Genomic DNA, 17,644 nt, shown 5'->3' with positions numbered 1-17,644 from the left:
CTACTGGACGCTATTTGGGGTCGCGCGGGGAGGGTGCCCAACGCGCCGCCCGACTCCCCGAAGGGGTGGAATCCGGGGCTCCGGCCGCCATCTGACGGCCTCTCTCCCTGCCGTCCGGGCAGCCGGTCCCGGGCGGGGGCCGGGTCCGGGCTAGCGTGGCCGGGTGCCCTACTTCGACGCCGCGTCCGCCGCCCCCCTCCACCCCGTCGCCCGCCAGGCGCTGCTTGCCGCGCTGGACGAGGGCTGGGCCGACCCGGCCCGGCTGCACCGGGAGGGGCGGCGTGCCCGGCTGCTGCTGGACGCCGCCAGGGAGGCGGCCGCGGAGGCGGTCGGCTGCCGCCCCGACGAGCTGACCTTCACCTCGTCGGGCACGCGCGCGGTCCACTCCGGAATTTCCGGAGCCCTCGCGGGGCGTCGGCGTGTCGGCCGCCATCTGGTGGTGTCGGCTGTCGAACACTCGTCGGTGCTCCATTCGGCCGCCGCCCACGAGAGCGGGGGCGGATCGTTCACCGAGGTCCCCGTGGACGGCACGGGCGCGGTGAGCGCGCAGGCGTTCGCGCGTGCGCTGCGCGAGGACACCGCACTGGCCTGCCTGCAGTCCGCCAACCACGAGGTGGGCACCGAGCAGCCGGTGGCCGAGGTGGCGGAGTTCTGCCGGGCCGCGGGCGTGCCGCTGCTGGTGGACGCAGCCCAGTCCCTCGGGTGGGGACCGGCGCCGACGGGCTGGTCGCTGCTGACGGGGAGCGCCCACAAGTGGGGCGGACCGGCCGGGGTCGGACTTCTCGCGGTGCGCAAGGGGGTGCGGTTCGCGGTACAAGGCCCCGCCGACGAGCGGGAGTCGGGACGGGCCGTCGGCTTCGAGGACATCCCGGCGATCGTGGCCGCGGCGGCGTCCCTGCGGGCGGTACGGGCGGAGGCGGCCGCCGAGTCGGTGCGGCTGCGGGCCCTGGTCGACCGGATCCGGACCCGGGTGCCGGCGCTGGTTCCCGATGTGGAGGTGGTGGGTGATCCGGTGCGGCGGCTGCCGCATCTGGTCACCTTCTCCTGTCTCTATGTCGACGGAGAGACTCTGCTCCATGAGCTGGACCGGGCCGGCTTCTCCGTTTCATCCGGTTCGTCCTGCACGAGCAGCACGCTGACGCCGAGCCATGTGCTCAAGGCGATGGGGGTGCTCTCGGAGGGCAACGTCCGGGTGTCTCTGCCGGCCGGCACGTCCGACGAGGAGGTCGACCGCTTCCTGGAGGCGCTGCCCCCCGCGGTCGCGGGAGTGCGGGAGAAGCTGGGCGCCCCTTCCGCGACCGTCCCCTCCCCCGCCGCGGCGCCCTCGCTGGTCGTCGACGCGCTCGGCAGGCGCTGCCCGATTCCGGTGATCGAACTCGCAAAGGTGATCGGAGAGGTACCGGTGGGCGGGACGGTGACCGTCCTTTCCGACGACGAGGCCGCGCGCCTCGACATTCCGGCCTGGTGTGCGATGCGTGAGCAGGAGTACGTGGGCGAGGAGCCGGCGGACCGCGGCTCGGCCTATGTGGTCCGCCGGCTGTCCTGACCAGAGGTGCTCAGGCCAGGTGCGTGCGCACCTCGGCCGCGGCCTCGTGACCGTACGCCTTGGTGAAGCGGTCCATGAAGTGGTTGCGGTGCAGGGTGTACTCCTGGGTGCCCACCGTCTCGATGACCAGGGTGGCGAGCATGCAGCCGACCTGGGCGGCCCGCTCCAGGCCGACGCCCCAGGCGAGACCGGAGAGGAACCCGGCCCGGAAGGCGTCGCCGACGCCGGTCGGGTCGGCCTTGACGTTCTCCTCGGGGCAGCCGACCTCGATCGCCTCCTCGCCGACGCGCTCGATCCGCACGCCCTGGGCGCCGAGGGTGGTGACCCGGTGGCCGACCCTGGCGAGGATCTCCGCGTCGGTCCAGCCGGTCTTGGACTCGATGAGCCCCTTCTCGTACTCGTTGGAGAAGAGGTACGTGGCGCCGTCGAGCAGGATGCGGATCTCGTCGCCGTCCATCCGGGCGATCTGCTGCGAGAAGTCCGCGGCGAACGGGATTCCGCGGGTGCGGCACTCCTCCGTGTGGCGGAGCATCCCCTCGGGGTCGTCGGCGCCGATGGAGACGAGGTCCAGACCGCCCACGCGGTCGGCGACGGCCTTCAGCTCGATCAGGCGGGCCTCGCTCATCGCACCCGTGTAGAAGGAGCCGATCTGGTTGTGATCGGCGTCCGTCGTGCAGACGAAGCGGGCGGTGTGCAGGACCTCGGAGATGCGCACCGAGCCGGTGTCGACGCCGTGGCGGTCGAGCCATGCCCGGTACTCGTCGAAGTCGGAGCCGGCGGCGCCGACGAGGATCGGACGGGTGCCGAGCAGGCCCATACCGAACGAGATGTTGGCGGCGACCCCTCCCCTGCGCACGTCCAGGTTGTCGACCAGGAAGGAGAGCGAGACCGTGTGCAGCTGGTCGGCGACCAGCTGGTCGGCGAATCGGCCGGGGAAGGTCATGAGGTGGTCGGTGGCGATGGAGCCGGTGACTGCGATACGCACGGGGAGACTGCTCCTGCGGAAGGCGAGGGGGAACGGTGACTGCGTTCCCGGGGCGGCGTGACAGTTGGGGAGATCCCCACGCTACCGGTTCCCGCAGTCCGGTGAAGCGGAAAAACTACCCGATAGTAGGGCTTTCTTCCTGAGCTCGGGGGTGCCTACGGTGCCGATATGTCGAACCACATCGCCTCGCGCGACTCCGAGACCGGTCTGGCCGAGCTGCGCGGGGACTGCGCGCGGATGGCTCCGCACTGGGTGGTACCCGTCAGGATCGCCCCCACTCCTGTGACGCCCGCCCTGATCCACGGTGTGACGGTGCCGCCCGCCTCGGCCCGGCTGATCGACGCGATGGCGGAGTACGGGGACTGAGCGGCCGGGCTCCCCGCCGCACCTCCCGCCCCTGGAGGGAACCGTGAGCGCCCGCGCATCGTCCCAGCGGTGTCCGCACCGGCGGACGGGCCCTTGCCGGGCCACGGCGTACGAGGCGAAGGAGCGAACCGGTGAGCACCGAGCGACCCGACAACGATGTGACCGGCCCCCGGCGGCGCTCGCCGCTCGCCGTGGCCTCGGTGGCGGCGGCCGTACTTCTGGCCGGTGGTGGCGGCGCCTACTGGGCGGCGACCGCGGCCGACGGCGGTGGCGGCACGGACAGCGCCGCGGACGGTTCCGGCGGCACTCCCCCGCCGCTCTCCCTGGACGAACCCGGGGGCGGACCGGAAACCCCCTCTCCCCGGCCCTCGGCCCCGACGCAGGGCATCGCCCCCGGTGAGCCCGATCCACATGGCGGGAGGCTGGTCTACCGCGCGTCCGGCGCCCTGCCTGACGGCCCGGACAAGGCGGCGGTCCAGCGCGCCACGGGGACGGTCTCGGCGTCCGAGGTGGCACGGCTGGCGAAGGCGCTGGGCGTCCAGGGCACCCCGCGGGCCGAGGGCACGTCCTGGAAGGTGGGCTCGGACGGGGACGGCTCCGGACCGCTGCTGCGGGTGACCAAGCAGGCACCGGGGACGTGGACGTTCGCCCGGCACGGCACCGGCGGCACGGACAACTGCCAGAAGGTGACGGTCTGTGCGGGCAAGCCTGTGGCGCCGGGTGGCTCGGGGGCACCCGTGAGCGAGAAGGCCGCGAAGGCCGCGGCGGTGCCGGTGCTGAAGGCGGTCGGCGAGGACGACGCCGCCCTCGACGCCCGGCAGTTGACGGGATCGGTCCGGGTGGTGAACGCCGACCCGGTGGTGGACGGCCTGCCGACGTACGGCTGGGCGACCGGGATCCAGGTTGGCCCCGAGGGTGAAGTGGTCGGCGGCAGCGGGCAGTTGAAGGGCCTGGAGAAGGGCGCCGACTATCCGGTGATCGGTGCGGGCGAGGCACTGGAGCGGCTGAACGCCGCCCAGCCGCCGAGCGGCGGGAAGACCGGCGACTGCGCTAGCCCCGCACCGCTGGAGAACGGCGAGAAGCCGTCCCGTGCGAGCTGCGGCAAGCAGAGGGGGGCGGAGCCGGCCACGACGACGGTGACGGTCGACAAGGCGGCCTTCGGCCTGGCGGCGCGGTACGTGGACGGCAGGCAACTGCTCGTGCCGTCCTGGATCTTCACGGTCCGCCCGGGTGCCGGCGGTACGGGTGACACCGTCACCCAGGTCGCGGTCGATCCGGCGTACCTGATGAAGGACGCCCCCGCGGCGAAGAAGACTCCGGACAACGGGGGAACGACGAAGTCCGGGCGCACGATCCAGACCTACAGCGCGGACGGACGGACGCTCTCGGTGACCTTCTGGGGCGGCGTCTGCAGTACGTACACGGCGAGCGCGAGCGAGGACGGCGGCGCGGTGCGGGTGTCGGTGACGGAGTCGAAGCCGGAGAAGGGGAAGGTCTGCGTCATGATCGCCAAGGAGCTGACCCGTACGGTCACGCTGGACCAGCCGCTCGGCGAGCGGAATGTGGTCGACGCGGCGTCGGGCACCGTGGTGCCGCGCGGCTGACACGGCACTCGAACGACAACGGCGGCGGCCCCGGGATCAGAATCCCGGGGCCGCCGCCGTACCGTCGCCGTTGCGCGCTCAGCTGAAGGAGTCACCGCAGGCGCAGGAACCCGTGGCGTTCGGGTTGTCGATCGTGAAGCCCTGCTTCTCGATCGTGTCGACGAAGTCGACGGAGGCGCCGCCCAGGTACGGGGCGCTCATCCGGTCGGTGACGACCTTGACGCCGTCGAAGTCCTTCACGACATCGCCGTCCAGCGAACGCTCGTCGAAGAAGAGCTGGTAACGCAGGCCCGAGCAGCCGCCGGGCTGGACGGCGACGCGCAGCGCCAGGTCGTCGCGGCCTTCCTGCTCCAGCAGGCCCTTGACCTTGGCTGCGGCGGCGTCGGACAGGAGGATGCCGTCGCTCACGGTGGTGGTCTCGTCCGATACGGACATCTGCTTCTCTCCCGGGTTGTACGGAGACTGCTTGCCGACGTTGCAACCGTCGGGACCGCGGATTCATTCCGGGCCGAGCGTTTGCCTGTTCCATTCATGCTCGCACACCGGCCGTCCGGGCGGATGCGTCACATCGACGCTATCGGCATCGTCAAAGTGACGTGAAGCAGTTATGATAGATAGCGTCAATTAGACGAAAAGGCTTCCTCCCGCAGAGAAGAAAGGGTGCGTGACGTGACCACGGCCCACCCCGTCCAGGACCTCGATGTCCAGCCGACGCCCCTCGCCCTGCTCCTGCTCGGCCGCGACGCGGACCCCAGGAGCGAGCGTGGCGTCGAATGCCCCGGCGACCTGCCCTCCCCGTCCGACCCGGACCTGGTGGAGCGCGCCCGCGCGGCCAAGGAGAAGCTGGGTGAGAAGGTCTTCGTCCTCGGGCACCACTACCAGCGCGACGAGGTCATCCAGTTCGCGGATGTGACCGGCGACTCGTTCAAGCTCGCCCGGGACGCGGCGGCCCGGCCGGAGGCGGAGTACATCGTCTTCTGCGGCGTCCACTTCATGGCGGAGTCCGCGGACATCCTGACCACCGACGACCAGAAGGTCGTGCTGCCGGACCTGGCGGCCGGCTGCTCGATGGCCGACATGGCCACCGCCGAGCAGGTCGCCGAGTGCTGGGACGTGCTGAGCGAGGCCGGCGTCGCCGACCGGGTCGTGCCGGTCTCGTACATGAACTCCTCCGCGGACATCAAGGCCTTCACCGGCCTCCACGGCGGCACGATCTGCACCTCCTCGAACGCGAAGCGGGCCCTGGAGTGGGCCTTCGAGCAGGGTGAGAAGGTGCTGTTCCTCCCCGACCAGCACCTCGGCCGCAACACGGCCGTACGGGACATGGGGATGTCCCTGGAGGACTGCGTCCTCTACAACCCGCACAAGCCCAACGGCGGCCTGACCGCCGAGGAGCTGCGCAACGCGAAGATGATCCTGTGGCGCGGGCACTGCTCGGTGCACGGGCGCTTCTCGGTGGAGTCGGTCAACGACGTGCGGGCGCGCATACCGGGCGTCAACGTGCTGGTGCACCCGGAGTGCAAGCACGAGGTCGTCGCGGCCGCGGACTACGTCGGCTCGACGGAATACATCATCAAGGCGCTGGAGGCGGCCCCGGCCGGCTCGAAGTGGGCGATCGGCACCGAGCTGAACCTGGTGCGCCGCCTGGCCAACCGTTTCGCCGCGGAGGACAAGGAGATCGTCTTCCTCGACAAGACGGTCTGCTTCTGCTCGACGATGAACCGGATCGACCTGCCGCACCTCGTGTGGACGCTGGAGTCGCTGGCCGAGGGGAACCTGGTCAACCGGATCGAGGTCGACCCGGAGACCGAGAAGTACGCGAAGCTGGCGCTGGAGCGGATGCTGGCGCTGCCGTAGCGGCACCGCACGCAGGAAGGCCCCGGCACCTCGATGCGAGGTGCCGGGGCCTTCCTGTGGAGCCGGTCAGGCCTTCGCGGGCTCCGGTGCGTCCTCGGAGGAGGTCTCCTCCGACTCGGCCGGGGCCGGGACTCCGGCCTTCCTGGCCCGCTTCGCGGCCTTCTTCTTCGCGCGGCGCTCCTTGAAGAGCTCCACCATCGTGTACAGCGTGGGCACCAGGAGCAGCGTCAGCAGCGTCGAGGTGACCAGACCGCCGATGACCACGACGGCCAGCGGCTGCGAGATGAACCCGCCCTCGCCGGTGACGCCGAGCGCCATCGGGAGGAGGGCGAAGATCGTCGCCAGCGCCGTCATCAGGATCGGGCGCAGACGGTGGCGGCCACCCTCGACGACCGCCTCGACGACGCCCATGCCCTGGGCGCGGTATTGGTTGATCAGGTCGATCAGCACGATCGCGTTGGTCACGACGATGCCGATGAGCATCAGCATGCCGATCATCGCCGCGACGCCCAGCGGGGTGCCGGTGACGAGGAGCAGACCGATGGCGCCCGTCGCGGCGAACGGGATGGAGACGAGCAGGATCAGCGGCTGGATGAGCGACCGGAAGGTGGCGACCAGCAGCATGAAGACGATGGCGATGGCCGCCAGCATGGCCAGGCCCAGCTTCACGAAGGCGTCGTCCTGGTCCTCGGTGACGCCGCCGATGGTGGCGGTGGCGCCGTCCGGGAGGTCCATTGCCTTGATCTTGGCCTGGAGGTCGGTGCCGACCGCGCCGGTGTTGTCACCGGTGGGCTTGGCGGTGATGGTCGCGGCGCGCTGGCCGTCGATCCGGGTCATGGAGACCGGTCCTGGGACCAGCTTCACGTCCGCGATCGCGCCGAGCTTGACCGGGCCGAGCGGGAGGTTCTTCAGCTGCTCCATCGTGGTGGCCGGGTGGGCGGACTTGATGACGACGTCGCGCTCGGTGTCGTCCATGATCGCCTTGCCCGACGGGGTGCCGCGCACCGCACCGGCGACGGCCGCTCCCAGGGTGGCCTGGCTGAAGCCCGCGTCGGCGGCCTTGGCGTTGGCGGTGACCGAGATCCGCGGGATGCTCTGCGCCAGGTCGCTCTGGACGTCCGTGACGTCATCGAGCTTCGCGACCTCGGCGCGTACCTCTTCGGACGCCTTCTTCAGGGTCTCCGCGTCGGCGGCCTTGACCACGACGCTCAGGTCCTGGCTCCCGAAGCCGTCGCCGGCGGCGATGGTGGTGTCACCGATGCCGTCGAGCTTGCCCAGGGCCTCGTCGATGCGGTCCTGAGCGGCCTCGTACTCCCCGGAGTCCTTCAGCGTGACCTGGTAGGAGGCCTGGTTGGCTCCCGTGCCGCCGCCGAAGGCCGCCATGAAGCCGGACGAGCCGACGGTGACCTGGTAGTCCTTGACGCCCTTGTCCTCGGCGAGGACCTTCTCGACCTTCCCGGCCGCCTCGTCGGCGGCCGCCAGGCTGGTGCCCGGGGTGAGCTCCTGCTTGATGGACAGGACTTCCTGCTCGCCCTGGTCGAAGAAGTTGGTCTTCAGCAGCGGGACCATGCCGAAGGTTCCGAACAGTACGGCGACGGCGATGACGATGCTGGTGATGCGGCGGCGCGTGGCGAAGCGCAGCACCGAGACGTAGAACTGCTGGAGCCTGCTGCGGGCCTCCTTCTCCTCGGCCTCGCGGCGGGCCTTGTCGGGGTCCTCGGCGCTGCCCTTGGGGGCGCGCAGGAACCAGTACGACAGGACGGGGACGACGGTCAGCGAGACCAGCAGCGAGGCCAGCAGGGCCGCGGTGACGGTCAGCGAGAACGAACCGAAGAGCTGGCCCACCATGCCGCCGACCAGACCGATCGGCAGGAAGACGGCGACCGTGGTGAGGGTCGAGGCGGTGACCGCGCCGGCCACTTCCTTCACCGCGGTGATGATCGCGGACTGGCGCTCCTCCCCGTAGCCGAGGTGACGCTTGATGTTCTCCAGGACGACGATCGAGTCGTCGACGACCCGGCCGATCGCGATGGTCAGCGCGCCCAGGGTCAGCATGTTGAGCGACAGGTCACGGGTCCAGAGCACGATCAGCGCGAGGACCACGGAGAGCGGGATGGAGACCGCGGTGACCAGGGTCGAGCGCAGCGAGGCCAGGAAGACCAGGATCACGATGACGGCGAAGAGCAGTCCGAGCGCGCCCTCGGTGGTCAGACCCGAGATCGCCTTGGAGACGGCGGGGCCCTGGTCGGAGACGACGGTCAGCTCGGCGCCGGCTCCGAGGTCCTTGCGCAGGTCGGGGAGCTTGTCCTTGACCGCGTCGGAGATGGCGACGGCACTGCCGTCCTTGTCCATCGTCGCCATGACGGCGAGGCTCGGCTTGCCGTTGGTCCGCGTGATGGAGACCGCGGTGGAGGGCTCCTGCTTCACCGTCGCGATGTCACCGACCCGGACCGGCTTGCCGGTCCTGCCCGTCGCCGGGTTCTGCCCGGTGACCCGGAGGTCCTCGATCTGCTGCAGCGAGGTGAAGGCGCCGCCGACCTGGACGGTGCGGCTCTTGCCCGCCTCGGAGAACGAACCCGCCGGGACGGTCGCGCCGCCGGCCTGGAGCGCCTGGGCGAGCGACCCGGCGTTCAGTCCGGCCGCCGCGAGCTTCCTGTCGTCGGGCGTGATGGAGACCTGGAGGTCCTGCACTCCGTCCACCGTGACCTGGCCGACGCCGTCGATGTCCTCCAGGGCGGGGACGACGGTGCGGTCCAGCTGGTCGGCGAGCGCCTGCTGGTCCTTGTCGGAGGTGACGGCGAGGACGACGGTCGGGATGTCGTCGGTCGAGCCGGCGATGACCTGCGGGTCCACATCGTCGGGCAGCTGGATGCGGGCGCGGTTCACCGCCTGCTGGATGTCCGCGACGAGCTGCTTGGTGCCCTCGTCGCCGAAGTCGAAGGTCGCCATGATGACGGCGTTGCCCTCGCTGGCGGTGGACGTCATTCCGGTGACGCCGTCGACGGCCTTGATCGAATTCTCGAGCGGTTCGACGACCTGCTTCTCGACCACATCGGGTGACGCACCCTCGTAGGGGGCGAGCACCGACACCATCGGGAGTTCGATGGTGGGCAGCAGCTGCTGCTTGAGCTGCGGGATCGCGATCGCGCCGAAGACGAGCGCGACGATCGACATCAGCCCGATCAGGGCCCTTTGCGCGAGGCTGAATCTGGACAGCCAGGACATGGGTTGGTCTCTCTTCTGTGGCTTACGCGGCAGGTGGGCGGGTAACTCGGGGACAGACCCGGCCCACCTACACGATCGCCCACCCGCGGGACCGAAATCGTCGGTCGCAGGTCGCTTTCTTATGCCGCGCATACCGCAGCTGGAGTACGCCGCGGCTGCACCCTCACTCCACCCGGGGACGGACCAGGCCCGATTCGTACGCAATTACGACCAGTTGGGCCCGGTCCCGGGCTCCCAGCTTCGCCATCGCCCGGTTGACGTGGGTCTTGACGGTGAGGGGGCTGACCACGAGCCGCTCGGCGATCTCGTCGTTGGAGAGCCCGCCCGCGACCAGCACCAGAACCTCGCGCTCCCGCGTGGTCAGGGCCTCCAGCCGCACGGCGTACTCGGCGGCCCCCGGCCCGCCCTCACCCGAACTGCCGCCCTGCGCGAGGAACGTGGCGATCAGGCCCTTGGTCGCGGCGGGCGACAGCAGTGCCTCGCCACCTGCCGCGATCCGAATGGCGCTGAGGAGCTCCTCCGGTTCCGCCCCCTTCCCGAGGAAGCCCGAGGCGCCCGCCCGCAGCGACTGCACCACGTACTCGTCCACCTCGAAGGTGGTGAGCATGACCACGCGGACGTCCGCGAGTTCCGGGTCGGCGCTGATCATCCGGGTCGCGGTGAGCCCGTCCGTACCGGGCATCCGGATGTCCATGAGCACCACGTCGGCGCCGGTGGAGCGGGCCAGTTCGACGGCCTGTGCCCCGTCCGCGGCCTCGCCGACCACCTGCATGTCGGGCTCCGAATCGACCAGCACCCGGAACGCGCTGCGCAGCAACGCCTGGTCGTCGGCGAGCAGCACCCTGATGGCCGGTGTCATACGTTCTCCCCCGTCCGGCCCGCCGCATCCGGCTGATCCGGCTCCTGCGCACGGGCCTTGAGGGGCAGGATCGCATGAACCCTGAACCCCCCGCCGTAACGGGGTCCGGCGGTGAGGGTGCCGCCCAGAGCGGTGACCCGCTCCCGCATGCCGAGGAGGCCGTGACCGCCACCGACGACGTCGGCGCCCTTTCCGTCGGCCGTGCCCCGGCCGTTGTCCAGCACCATGACCTCGGCCGTGCCCCCGACCCGCACGACGCTGACCTCGGCCTTCGCCCCGGGGCCCGCGTGCTTGCGCACATTGGTCAGTGCCTCCTGGATCACGCGGTACGCGGCCAGGTCCACGGCGGCGGGCAGCGGCGGGCCCTCCTTCGCCGCGCAGGCCACCTCGACGGGCAGCCCGGCCCGCCGCACGGTCTCCACGAGTTCGTCGAGGACGGCGAGGCCGGGGGCGGGTTCGGTCGGCGCCGTCGGATCGCCCGACTGGCGCAGCAGCCCCACGGTGGCCCGCAGTTCGTTGAGCGCGGAGCGGCTCGCCTCACGGACATGGGCGAGCGCCTCCTTGGCCTGGTCGGGGCGCCGGTCCATGACGTGGGCCGCGACCCCGGCCTGCACGTTGACCAGCGCGATGTGATGGGCGACGACGTCGTGCAGGTCACGGGCGATACGCAGCCGCTCCTCGGCCACCCGGCGCCGGGCCTCCTCCTCGCGGGTCCGCTCGGCCCGTTCGGCCCGCTCCCTGATCGCGTCGACGAACGCCCGCCGGGAGCGGACCGCGTCCCCCGCCGCGGCCGCCATGCCGGTCCAGGCGAAGATCCCGAGATTCTCCTGGCTGTACCAGGGCGCGGCACCGAAGAGCATCGCGGCCGCGGTGAGCGCGGCCATGGTGAGCAGCCCCACCCGCCACGTCGTCGGCCGGTCGGTGCGGGCGGCGACGGTGTAGAGCGCGATGACGGTGCTCATCACCACGGGGGCCGGTGGGTCGGCGGTCAGCAGCTCGACGACGGCCAGCGCACCGGTGGCGCCGAGCACGGCCATCGGCCGGCGGCGGCGCCAGACCAGGGACAGGGCGCCGAGCGCCATCAGGACCACACTGCCGACAGCGGGCACGCGCGTGCCGAAGGTGGGCCCGTGGTGCGCGCCCGGGTCGGCGAACGAGCCGATGACCATGGCCACGTACACGGCCAGGGCGAGGGCGCCGTCCAGCGCGAGGGGATGGTCGCGCAGCCAGTTCCTGATGCGCAGAACCCCGGTTCCGAGGGTGGTCACGTCAAGCTACGTTACGGCGTGTCGCGAAGAGGCCGGTGCACGCGACAGGGAAACCGGTGCCGGAGCCGGTGCGAAGAGACCGTGCACCCGGGACCTGGGGCCGGGAGCGGTGCCGCGCGCCGGCTCGGCCGGACGGCCCGCGGAGCCCCGCACGGACGCGACCGTGCCCCGTGAACCGGCGGGCCGGTTCACGGGGCACGGGGGTGCGGATGCCGGAGCTGCCGGTTGTCAGCCGGTCAGCCTGGAATCAGGCCGTCGTCGCTGAGCATGGCGCGGACCTCTTCGAGGGTCGCGTCGGGCGACGGCAGGATCAGCTCGGACGGCTCCAGGGAGTCGTCCGGCAAGGGTGTGCCGAGTTCGCGCACCCTGGCGAGGAGCGCGTGGAGCGTGGAGCGGAAGCCGGGGCCGTCGCCCCGCTCCATTTCGGCGAGCAGTTCGTTGTCGAGCTTGTTGAGCTCGGCGAGATGACTGTCGGCCAGGACTTCCTGGCCCTCCCCCATGATCCGTACGATCATGACGCTGCCTTAATTCTTGTCGAACTTGTGCGGGGACCTGTCCTGCTGCTGGGCGGCGTCCTGAGGGCCGCCCTCGATGGCCTGCTGCGAGGTGGAGCCGCCGGCCAGTTCGGCCTTCATGCGCTGCAGCTCCAGCTCCACATCCGTACCACCGGAGATCCGGTCCAGCTCGGCGGCGATGTCGTCCTTCGCCGTGCCGGTCGGGTCGTCCAGGGCGCCGGAGGCGAGCAGCTCGTCGATCGCGCCCGCGCGCGCCTGCAGCTGCTGGGTCTTGTCCTCGGCCCGCTGGATGGCCAGGCCGACGTCGCCCATCTCCTCGGAGATGCCCGAGAAGGCCTCTCCGATCCGGGTCTGGGCCTGGGCCGCCGTGTAGGTGGCCTTGATGGTCTCCTTCTTCGTACGGAAGGCATCGACCTTGGCCTGCAGCCGCTGGGCCGCCAGGGTGAGCTTCTCCTCCTCGCCCTGCAGCGTGGTGTGCTGCGTCTCCAGGTCGGTGACCTGCTGCTGGAGGGCCGCGCGGCGGGACAGCGCCTCGCGGGCCAGGTCCTCGCGGCCGAGCGCGAGTGCCTTGCGGCCCTGGTCCTCCAGCTTGGACGTCTGGCCCTGCAGCTGGTTCAGCTGCAGCTCCAGGCGCTTGCGCGACGTCGCCACGTCGGCGACTCCGCGGCGCACCTTCTGAAGCAGCTCCAGCTGCTTCTGGTACGAGTAATCGAGGGTCTCGCGCGGATCCTCGGCCCGGTCAAGGGCCTTGTTTGCCTTCGCGCGGAAGATCATCCCCATACGCTTCATGACACCGCTCATGGGCTTCGCGCGCCCCCTTCTGACTCAACCGGTCACCAGCACTCCGACAGAACCCACAGTACGGGCCCTGTCTCTATTACCGCACTGTTCGAGCAGCGATGGGGTCCTCCCCAAGGACGACTGCCCCCGGTGACCACTCCGGCCCAGGGAGTAGGTGACGGTCGGGGAAACCGGCGATGACGCCCGTATCGTCCCGCTCGGACACCAGCAAGGACGCAGGCCGTTGCCGGATCGTTCCCGGCCGGCCTGGGGTCGTGGCGATCGACCCCGTACCCTTGGGCCTTGTGTTCCGTAGCCGCTCCAAGGAAGAGAAGGCCCCCACCGACAAGGTGACGGCGGACCTCTCCAAGACGTCCCGCGACCCGCAGGCCCCCAAAGGTCGCCCCACCCCCAAGCGAAGCGACGCCCAGTCGCAGCGCCGCCGTGCCTCCAGTGGCGCGCCGCAGGACCGCAAGGAGGCCATGAAGCGACAGCGCGAAGCGCGCCGCGTCGACATGGCCAAGCAGCGTGAGGCGCTCGCCAGTGGTGACGAGCGCTACCTCCCGGCCCGCGACAAGGGCCCGGTGCGGCGCTTCGTCCGCGACTTCGTGGACTCGCGCTTCTGCATCGCGGAGTTCTTCCTGCCGCTCGCCGTGGTCATCCTGATTCTCAGCGTGATCCAGGTGCAGGGCATCCAGAACATCTCGCTGCTGCTCTGGCTCGGCGTGATCGTGCTGATCGTCGTCGACTCGATCGGGCTCACGTTCCGGCTGCGCAAGCAGCTGAACGAGCGCTTCCCCGACACGCCCAAGCGCGGCGCGGTGGCCTACGGGCTGATGCGTACGCTCCAGATGCGTCGCCTCAGGCTGCCGAAGCCGCAGGTCAAGCGCGGAGAGCGGCCCTGAGTACGGATCTCTCCGGTTCGGCCGGCGGTGCGTCCGCGGGCCGGCCGGGTGATGCGGTCTCCGGCTTCTCGGGGGCCTCGTCGGTGTGGCTGAAGGGACTCGGCGGGCTGCGCAACACCGTGCGCCAGGAGCTGGTCGCCCGACAGCTGGACGAACAGATCGCGGCACGCTTCCCCGTGGGGCAGCGGCTGCGGATCCTTGACGTGGGCATGGGCCAGGGCACGCAGGCCCTGCGCCTGGCACGCGCCGGGCACACCGTCACCGGTCTCGAATCGGACGCCGAGATGCTGCGGGTCGCCCGCGAGGCTCTCGGCGGCGAGCCGGCGGGCATCCGCGAGCGCGTCAGGTTCATCGAGGGCAACGGCCAGGACACCGGGGTCCACTTCCTGCCCGGCAGCTTCGACGTGGTGCTGTGCCACGGCGTGCTGATGTATGTCCGGGAGCCCGACGCCATGGTGGCGGGTCTGGCCAGGATGCTGGCGCCGGGCGGCCTGCTCTCGCTCCTCGTGCGGAACGCCGACGCGCTCGCGATGCGGCCCGGGATGGCCGGGGACTGGGACACGGCGCTGGCCGCGTTCGACTCGGACCGGTACACGAACCGCCTCGGGCTGTCCGTCCGCGCGGACCGGCTCGACGCCCTCACCGCCACGCTCGCCGGGATCGCTGCGCCCCTCCACGCCTGGTACGGGGTGCGGATCTTCACGGACAACGTCGGCAACGACGTGGAGCTGCCCTCCGCGGCGGAGCTGGACCGAGTGCTCGCGGCGGAGGACCGCGCGGGGCGCACGGATCCGTACCGCGGGGTGGCCGCGTTGCTGCACCTGTGCGGTGTCCGGGGCTGAGGCCGCTCCGGCCCCTCGGGCCGGCCGGGCCGGCCTTCCACCCCGCCGGTGCCCGACTTCGGTCCCCGGCGGGTGCACCCAACGGGCCGTCAACCGGGTTGAAAGCAATAATCCGGACATGGATGCCTTTCACTCCCGCAGCCGTGTGCGCCGACTGCTGCTGCCCCTGTCCGCAGGTGTCTGCGCGATCGCGCTGGTGAGCGGTTGCTCCGAATCGAATTCCAACGCCTCGAACGCCGCCGCGACGAAGTCCGGATCGACCCAGCAGGGCTCGGCCTCGAAGGCCACCGACGATCTGCAGGACGCGTACCAGAACGTCATCAACGACGTGCTTCCCTCCGTGGTGCAGATCGACGCCTCCAGCAGTCTGGGCTCGGGCATCGTCTACGACGCCAAGGGCCACATCGTCACCAACGCCCACGTCGTCGGTGAGGAGAAGACCTTCAAGGTCACCGTGGCCAACGGCGAGAAGGTGATGAGCGCCTCGCTGGTCGCCGCCTACCCCGATCAGGACCTGGCCGTCGTCAAGCTGGACGACGTCCCGGAGGGGCTCAGGCCCGCGAGGTTCGGCGACTCGGAGAAGGTCGCGGTCGGTCAGATCGTGCTGGCCATGGGCTCGCCGCTCGGGCTGTCCAGCAGCGTCACCCAGGGCATCGTCTCGGCTCTCGGCCGGACCGTGAGCGAGAGCCGCGCGGGCGGCGGCACCGGAGCGACCATCGCGAACATGGTGCAGACCTCGGCGGCGATCAACCCGGGCAACAGCGGGGGCGCGCTCGTGAACCTGGACAGCGAGGTCATCGGCATCCCGACGCTGGCGGCGACGGACCCTCAGATGGGTGACAGCGCGGCGCCCGGCATCGGCTTCGCGATCCCCGTCTCGATGGTGAAGACGGTCGCCGACCAGATCATCAGGAGCGGCAAGGTCACCGACTCGGGCCGGGCCGCCCTGAACATCACCGGCCGTACGGTCGTCGACGACAGCTACAAGCCGGCGGGCGTCGCGATCGTCAGTGTGACCAAGGACGGCGCGGCACAGAAGGCGGGGCTGCGGGCCGGCGACATCATCACCGAGGTCGGCGACACGTCCGTCACCACGATCACGTCCCTGGCGGAGGCGCTGGCCCCGGACAAGCCGGGCGAGAAGGTCACCGTGACGTATCTGCGCGACGGTGCCCGGAAGACGGCCGAGGTCACCCTCGGCGAGATCTAGAGCGTGCGTGCCAGGCGTCGTCGGACAGGCGGGACTTTCGAAACACGCCCTAGAACGCATCCGGGTACGCCGGGCGGATCCTCACGGGTCCGCCCGGCAGCACTCCGGCCCGGCCCGGCTCAGCTCTGCTCGGCCTGGAGGCTCATCGGACCGTAGATCTTCGTCGTGTCGTCGAAGAGCGTCACCTGGTCCGCCCCGCCGTCGAGGAGTTCCTTCCAGTACTCACCGATCCAGGACTCCGCGTCGCCCTGTGTCGTGAATTCCTCCGGCTGCAGGGCCGGCTCCGTCTCCGTACCGTCGGACTTCTCGAACCGCCACGTCCACGCCATGTCCGCCTCCTGGGTCACTTTGTTCCGTCCGCAGCCTAGTGCTTACGACCAGGGCGGGAAGGGGCCCTCGGGAGCCCGGTCACCCCCACGTCGCGCACCCGGCGCGGGGACGCGGGAGGATCGGAGCGTGGAACTGACTCTGCTCGGCACCGGAGCCCCCGACGGGCTGCCGCGGCCCGATTGCCCCTGCGCCGCCTGTGCCACCGCCCGCGGGGCGCGGGCACGGGCCGCGACCGCCCTGCTGATCGACGACGCGCTCCTGCTCGATCTCACCCCGGGAGCGGTGTTCGCCGCCGCACGCGCGGGGCATTCGCTCACCGGCGTACGGCAGGTGCTGCTCACCCATCCGCACGACGGGCCCGCCGTGGAACTGCCCGCCGGACTGCCCCCGGCAGGCCGGGTGCCGGACGGGCGGGAGCTGACGCTGATCAGCGGGCACCGGGTGCGCGCTGTGGCGATGGACGCCCCCGGCACCGGTTACGAGGTCACGTCACCGGACGGAGAGCGGCTGCTCTACCTGCCGCCGGGCGCCGCACCGGCCGGTCTCGCCGACCGGATGGCACAGCCCTACGACATGGTCGTCGCGGATGTCGTGGGACGGCCCGACGCCGTGGCCCGGCTGCGGGCCGTCGAGGCGATCGGGCCCGGCACCGAGGTGATCGCCGCCCATCTGGACCATGACGCACCGCCCGGCCCCGAACTCGACCGCCGGCTCTCCGCGGGCGGGGCCCGGACCGTGCCGGACGGCACGACGCTGACGGTCGGCGCGTACCGCGCCGGATCCGGCGTTCCCCGCCGCACCCTGATCACCGGCGGCGCGCGGTCCGGGAAGTCCGTCGAGGCCGAGCGGCGGCTGGAGACGTATCCCGAGGTCGTGTACGTGGCGACCGGTGGCGGCCGGGAGGGCGACACGGAGTGGGCGGCCCGGATCGGGCTGCACCGGGAGCGCAGACCCGCGGCCTGGCGCACCGAGGAGACCTGCGAGCTGGCGGAGCTGCTGGCCTCGGACGGGCCACCGCTGCTGATCGACTGCCTGTCCCTGTGGCTGACGGACGCGATGGACCGGGTGGACGCCTGGGACGACGCGGCCTGGGCGGGCGGCGGCGAGAGCGCGCTGCGGGAGCGGGCCGCCGAGCTCGTCGCCGCGGTCCGCGGGACGCGGCGCACCGTGGTCGCGGTGACCAACGAGACCGGTTCCGGCGTGGTGCCCGCGACCGCCGCAGGCCGGCGCTTCCGGGACGAGCTGGGCCGGCTGAACGCCTCGTTCGCAGACGAGTGCGAGCAGGTACTGCTGGTGGTGGCCGGTCAGGCGCTGACGTTGCGCGGTTGAGTCGACGGGACCGACGTCAGGCG

General features: G+C 71.3%; 16 protein-coding genes. 8 read left to right on the top strand and 8 right to left on the bottom strand.

Annotated features, from left to right (window positions below; all coding sequences use genetic code 11):
• Nucleotides 1–163: 163 nt before the first annotated feature.
• Complete coding sequence (locus ABZ434_RS16970) at nucleotides 164–1,546, top strand: aminotransferase class V-fold PLP-dependent enzyme (protein ID WP_359136559.1); 1,383 nt, start codon at nucleotides 164–166, stop codon at nucleotides 1,544–1,546.
• A 10-nt stretch (nucleotides 1,547–1,556) separates the two neighbouring features.
• Here the strand turns inward: ABZ434_RS16970 and ABZ434_RS16965 are convergent, their stop codons facing one another.
• Nucleotides 1,557–2,531 carry a carbohydrate kinase family protein gene (locus ABZ434_RS16965; protein ID WP_359136556.1) on the bottom strand — a complete coding sequence of 325 codons (975 nt, stop codon included), beginning with the start codon at nucleotides 2,529–2,531 and terminating at the stop codon, nucleotides 1,557–1,559.
• Nucleotides 2,532–2,699: 168 nt separating this feature from the next.
• Here ABZ434_RS16965 and ABZ434_RS16960 point away from each other — a divergent pair, with 168 nt between their 5' ends.
• The gene (locus ABZ434_RS16960) at nucleotides 2,700–2,897 is read left to right on the top strand and encodes a hypothetical protein (protein WP_359136553.1); all 198 of its coding nucleotides are present in this window, start codon (nucleotides 2,700–2,702) and stop codon (nucleotides 2,895–2,897) included.
• Between the two features lie 131 nt (nucleotides 2,898–3,028).
• Nucleotides 3,029–4,501, top strand: coding sequence for a hypothetical protein (locus ABZ434_RS16955; protein ID WP_359136550.1), 1,473 nt, complete (start codon nucleotides 3,029–3,031; stop codon nucleotides 4,499–4,501).
• A gap of 78 nt (nucleotides 4,502–4,579) precedes the next feature.
• On the opposite strand, the gene ABZ434_RS16950 is transcribed toward ABZ434_RS16955, so the two are convergent.
• Nucleotides 4,580–4,936 (bottom strand): iron-sulfur cluster assembly accessory protein, encoded by a 357-nt coding sequence (locus ABZ434_RS16950; RefSeq protein ID WP_030970782.1) that lies wholly within the window; start codon nucleotides 4,934–4,936, stop codon nucleotides 4,580–4,582.
• 225 nt (nucleotides 4,937–5,161) lie between these two features.
• On the opposite strand from ABZ434_RS16950, the gene nadA reads away from it, so the two are divergent.
• Nucleotides 5,162–6,358, top strand: coding sequence for a quinolinate synthase NadA (gene nadA, locus ABZ434_RS16945; RefSeq protein WP_359136547.1), 1,197 nt, complete (start codon nucleotides 5,162–5,164; stop codon nucleotides 6,356–6,358).
• 66 nt (nucleotides 6,359–6,424) lie between these two features.
• On the opposite strand, the gene ABZ434_RS16940 is transcribed toward nadA, so the two are convergent.
• The 5 genes from ABZ434_RS16940 to ABZ434_RS16920 form a co-directional block, all read right to left on the bottom strand.
• Nucleotides 6,425–9,583, bottom strand: a complete 3,159-nt coding sequence (locus ABZ434_RS16940; protein WP_359136544.1) for an efflux RND transporter permease subunit — start codon at nucleotides 9,581–9,583, stop codon at nucleotides 6,425–6,427.
• Between the two features lie 163 nt (nucleotides 9,584–9,746).
• Entirely contained in the window at nucleotides 9,747–10,442 is a 696-nt protein-coding gene (locus tag ABZ434_RS16935; RefSeq protein WP_359136541.1) for a response regulator transcription factor, read from the bottom strand.
• On the bottom strand, nucleotides 10,439–11,710 hold the full coding sequence (locus ABZ434_RS16930; RefSeq protein WP_359136538.1) for a histidine kinase: 1,272 nt from the start codon (nucleotides 11,708–11,710) through the stop codon (nucleotides 10,439–10,441). The genes ABZ434_RS16935 and ABZ434_RS16930 overlap by 4 nt, the downstream gene beginning before the upstream one ends.
• Before the next feature lie 236 nt (nucleotides 11,711–11,946).
• Nucleotides 11,947–12,225: a hypothetical protein gene (locus ABZ434_RS16925; protein WP_359136535.1), complete on the bottom strand. Its 279-nt coding sequence runs from the start codon at nucleotides 12,223–12,225 to the stop codon at nucleotides 11,947–11,949.
• Between the two features lie 9 nt (nucleotides 12,226–12,234).
• On the bottom strand, nucleotides 12,235–13,014 hold the full coding sequence (locus ABZ434_RS16920) for a PspA/IM30 family protein (protein WP_359136532.1): 780 nt from the start codon (nucleotides 13,012–13,014) through the stop codon (nucleotides 12,235–12,237).
• A 296-nt stretch (nucleotides 13,015–13,310) separates the two neighbouring features.
• Between ABZ434_RS16920 and ABZ434_RS16915 the strand changes: the two genes are divergently transcribed.
• The 3 genes from ABZ434_RS16915 to ABZ434_RS16905 all read left to right on the top strand — a co-directional run bounded on the left by ABZ434_RS16915 (nucleotide 13,311) and on the right by ABZ434_RS16905 (nucleotide 15,962).
• Entirely contained in the window at nucleotides 13,311–13,910 is a 600-nt protein-coding gene (locus tag ABZ434_RS16915; protein WP_359136529.1) for a DUF3043 domain-containing protein, read from the top strand.
• 89 nt (nucleotides 13,911–13,999) lie between these two features.
• Nucleotides 14,000–14,752, top strand: a complete 753-nt coding sequence (locus tag ABZ434_RS16910; protein ID WP_359136595.1) for a methyltransferase domain-containing protein — start codon at nucleotides 14,000–14,002, stop codon at nucleotides 14,750–14,752.
• Between the two features lie 118 nt (nucleotides 14,753–14,870).
• Nucleotides 14,871–15,962, top strand: a complete 1,092-nt coding sequence (locus tag ABZ434_RS16905; protein WP_359136526.1) for a trypsin-like peptidase domain-containing protein — start codon at nucleotides 14,871–14,873, stop codon at nucleotides 15,960–15,962.
• A gap of 119 nt (nucleotides 15,963–16,081) precedes the next feature.
• Here ABZ434_RS16905 and ABZ434_RS16900 read toward each other — a convergent pair whose 3' ends face one another.
• Complete coding sequence (locus ABZ434_RS16900) at nucleotides 16,082–16,291, bottom strand: hypothetical protein (RefSeq protein ID WP_356323161.1); 210 nt, start codon at nucleotides 16,289–16,291, stop codon at nucleotides 16,082–16,084.
• A 127-nt stretch (nucleotides 16,292–16,418) separates the two neighbouring features.
• Here ABZ434_RS16900 and ABZ434_RS16895 point away from each other — a divergent pair, with 127 nt between their 5' ends.
• Entirely contained in the window at nucleotides 16,419–17,621 is a 1,203-nt protein-coding gene (locus ABZ434_RS16895; protein WP_359136521.1) for a bifunctional adenosylcobinamide kinase/adenosylcobinamide-phosphate guanylyltransferase, read from the top strand.
• Nucleotides 17,622–17,644: the final 23 nt, after the last annotated feature.

The sequence above is a fragment of the Streptomyces sp. NPDC005761 genome, assembly GCF_040630635.1.
GTDB lineage: Bacteria > Actinomycetota > Actinomycetes > Streptomycetales > Streptomycetaceae > Streptomyces.
The sequence above is the reverse complement of the archived record's forward strand: the minus strand, read 5'-3'. Positions and strand labels throughout refer to the sequence as shown.